Here is a 2,837-nt window from a genome sequence, read left to right on the forward strand (position 1 = left end):
GCGGGTTCAAGTCCCGCTCCGGGCACTCGGTGTGGTTCCAGCGCTTGCACAGGTCACGGCCGGTTCTCCGCCGGTCGTGACGCTGTTCATCACATCTTCCGGTGGGCGCGTGGGAACACCCGCCGACCACCCCGTCCCCAGGGCCGACCGGCCTGGGCGTGCGCGCTTCGGCGAAGCAGGAGAAGCCGGGGCGAACCGCGTCCCGGCGGTGGGCTGCCGGCAGGTGGCGGGCCGGGCAATTCGACAACCGACGGGCCCTGTGTCCGCGGCCGGACGGTCGTGGATGGCGTCGAGGAACAGTTGCCGACCGGCGGGTGAGGGGTTTGTGGCGCCATTGCGGGCGAGGCTCCGTTCGCCGATTCTCGATTTCCGCTCGAATGCCGATCGAGTAAGGCTGATCGCCGTTTGTGTCCGTCTGTTCCTGAGGTCCGGTCTGTTCCTGAGGTCCGTTCCTGGCCGCGGGCGGGAGGTCCGCGACGCTCCGTCGTGTCGACAGTGCCCCCGCCCGCCCGCCGCTCGCGTCAGGATGGGTGCCCTTGGCTTCCTCCCCCGCCTATGGGCGGGGGTTTCCAGCGGTCGCCCGCTGGGGTTCCTGCTTCACCGACGACTGCCCCGTCCGGGAGGACTCCCGTTGAGGTCTTACGCCGTCTCCACAGGCTGCTGCCGCCAGCCCGGCGGCCAGGATGTTGCGTGCCGCGTTCACGTCGCGGTCATGGGTGGCGCCGCAGTCGCACGTCCAGGTGCGGACGTTCAGCGGCAGCCTCTCGCGGACGGTGCCGCAGGCCGAGCACAGCTTCGAGCTGGGGAAGTACCGGTCGATCACGACGAGTTCGCGCCCGTACCAGGCGCACTTGTACTCCAGCATGGAGCGCAGCACCGTCCACGACGCGTCGGAGATGGCGCGCGCGAGTTTGCCGTTCTTCAGGAGGTTGCGGACGGTGAGGTCCTCGATCACGACCGTTTGGTTCTCACGGACGAGACGAGTGGTGAGTTTGTGCAGGAAGTCGCGGCGCTCGTGCCTCGGGTTGGTGATCTTCTCGCCGGTGGACAGCGTCACCACAGAGGTGATCCCGGCGTCGATCCCCACAGCCGCCGCGGTGGCGGGCGCGGGGGTGATGGTGTCCTGGCACAGCAGGGACACGAACCAACGGCCGGCCGCGTCGCGCGACACGGTCACCGTGGTCGGCTCCGATCCCCCGGGCACAGGACGCGACCAGCGGATGTCCAGCGGCTGCGCCATCTTCGCCAGCGTCAGCCGTCCGTCACGCCACGTGAACGCGCTGCGGGTGTACTCGGCCGACGCTCGGGACTCCTTCTTCGACTTCAAGCGCGGGTATTTTGCCCGCTTGGCGAAGAAGTTCCCGAACGCCGTCTGAAGGTGGCGCAGCGCCTGCTGGAGCGGGACGGAGGACACCTCCGCCAGGAAGGCCAGTTCCCGCGTCTTCTTCCACTGTGTCAGCGCCGCCGACGACTGCGCGTAGGAGATCCGGCGCCGCTCGACGTACCACGCCCGGGTGCGCTCCTCCAGAGCCTTGTTGTACACCAGGCGGACGCACCCGAACGTGCGCGACAGCTCCGCTGCCTGCTCGTCGGTGGGGTAGAAGCGGTACCTGAACGCCCGCTTGACCTGCCGCGCCACGGCTCACACCTATCAGATCGGATGTAAGCGGCACGTGTTGGCTGGCCGCCACCGACACCGCATCACCCTGGCGGCGATCCGCCATCCCACGCCCCGCTACGCGGGAGCCTCGTTCCTCCCCGGCCCGAAGGCCGGGGTATCCACGAAGGAGACCCGATGAACCAGCAGATCTGGACAGCCGCCTCAGTCGTCTTGTTCGCCGCCGTGCTCACCGGCACCGCGGCCTGCTCGTCCGACCCCGACACGAACAGCATCCCCGAGCGGTGCGTGGAGGCCGCGAGAAAGATGGTCGTGGGGGACACCACGAAGCCCCGGGAGTGCCACGACGTGTCCGACGCCGAGTTCACCAAGCTCCTCGACGACCTCGTCGAGCAGTTGCCGGAGTCGCTGCCCTCGTCTCCCCCCGGTACGCCCGGCGCCGACCGCGGGTAGTCGGTGCCGGCGTGGCCGCTGGCCCGGCGGTCAGGCCCGGCGGTGGGGGCCGGTGGGGGTCGGCCCCGGCCCCCGTCCCAGGTCGGAGGGGCGGCGCGGCAAGATCCTGCGTGAGAAGTAGCGCCTTCTTTTTGCCAGGCCATTACGCTGGGGGGCAACGGCTGCACGACGTGGCCTATGGAGGAGAGAAATGAGGAGCAGCAACCCGATGTTCTCGCGGGGCTTCGCCCGCGACAACAGCTACGCGGGCTTCGGCGGGCCACAGGCCGGGCCCCGGGCGCCGCAGCAGCCGCCGGCCGGAAACCCGTACGCCCAGGGCAACCCCTACGCGGGTGGCAACCCCTACGCGGGCCCGCAGGGCGACCTCACGCCCGACCAGCTCCAGCAGATGTACGGGGCCCCGCCCGCGGGGCCGCTCCAGACCGGCCGGATGACCATCGACGACGTCGTGGTGCGCACCGCGATGACGCTGGGCACCGTGGTGCTCGGCGCCGCGGTCGGCTGGTTCGCCATCCCCAAGGAGTCCCTCGGGCTCGGCCTCGTCGCGGCGCTGATCGCGATGGTGATCGGCCTGGTGGTGGCCTTCCGGCGGCTCGCCAACCCGGCGCTGATCCTGACCTACGCCGCCTTCGAGGGGCTGTTCCTCGGGGTGATCAGCCACGCGTACAACGACTGGTACGACGGCGTGGTGGCGCAGGCGGTGCTGGGGACGATGGCCGTGTTCGGCGGCATGCTCGTCGCCTACAAGGTCGGCGCCGTCCGGGTC

At 70.1% G+C, this 2,837-nt stretch carries 3 protein-coding genes; 2 read left to right on the forward strand and 1 reads right to left on the reverse strand.

What is annotated here, in order from left to right; all coding sequences use genetic code 11:
* Positions 1–553: 553 nt before the first annotated feature.
* Positions 554–1,639: an RNA-guided endonuclease InsQ/TnpB family protein gene (locus tag A3IG_RS0127840; protein ID WP_018386871.1), complete on the reverse strand. Its 1,086-nt coding sequence runs from the start codon at positions 1,637–1,639 to the stop codon at positions 554–556.
* 156 nt (positions 1,640–1,795) lie between these two features.
* On the opposite strand from A3IG_RS0127840, the gene A3IG_RS0127845 reads away from it, so the two are divergent.
* The gene (locus tag A3IG_RS0127845; protein WP_018386872.1) at positions 1,796–2,071 is read left to right on the forward strand and encodes a hypothetical protein; all 276 of its coding nucleotides are present in this window, start codon (positions 1,796–1,798) and stop codon (positions 2,069–2,071) included.
* Between the two features lie 190 nt (positions 2,072–2,261).
* Positions 2,262–2,837, forward strand: a 576-nt coding sequence (locus A3IG_RS0127850; protein WP_018386873.1) for a Bax inhibitor-1/YccA family protein, incomplete at its 3' end; no start/stop codon positions are given.

Source organism: Wenjunlia vitaminophila DSM 41686 (genome assembly GCF_000380165.1).
Classification (GTDB): Bacteria; Actinomycetota; Actinomycetes; order Streptomycetales; family Streptomycetaceae; genus Wenjunlia; species Wenjunlia vitaminophila.